Origin of the sequence: Paraburkholderia sp. SIMBA_054 (genome assembly GCF_046534875.1) — a bacterium.
In the GTDB taxonomy this organism is placed as follows: Bacteria; Pseudomonadota; Gammaproteobacteria; order Burkholderiales; family Burkholderiaceae; genus Paraburkholderia; species Paraburkholderia hospita.
Window position 1 is genome coordinate 1 of sequence record NZ_JAWRXV010001042.1, and the last position, 261, is coordinate 261.

1 protein-coding gene is annotated in these 261 nt (G+C 65.1%); it reads left to right on the top strand.

Going from position 1 to position 261, the window contains the following annotated elements:
* Nucleotides 1-54: 54 nt before the first annotated feature.
* On the top strand, nucleotides 55-261 hold a 207-nt coding region (locus SB822_RS58325; protein WP_410859273.1), incomplete at its 3' end, for a uroporphyrinogen decarboxylase family protein.

A 261-nucleotide genomic window follows, 5' to 3' on the forward strand; every position in this document is an offset into this window, starting at 1 on the left:
GAATGCGGCGGCGTCGTCCGGTAAAATGCCCCTTTGCCCTCAGTCGCACGCAACGTGGCCCATAACCTCCTGAACGACACTTTCCTGCGCGCGCTGCTGCGCCAGCCCACCGACTACACGCCCGTCTGGTTGATGCGGCAGGCTGGCCGCTACCTGCCGGAATACAATGCCACGCGAGCTCGCGCAGGCAGCTTTCTCGGGCTCGCGAAAAACCCGGCCTTCGCAACGGAAGTCACGCTGCAGCCGCTCGAGCGCTATCCG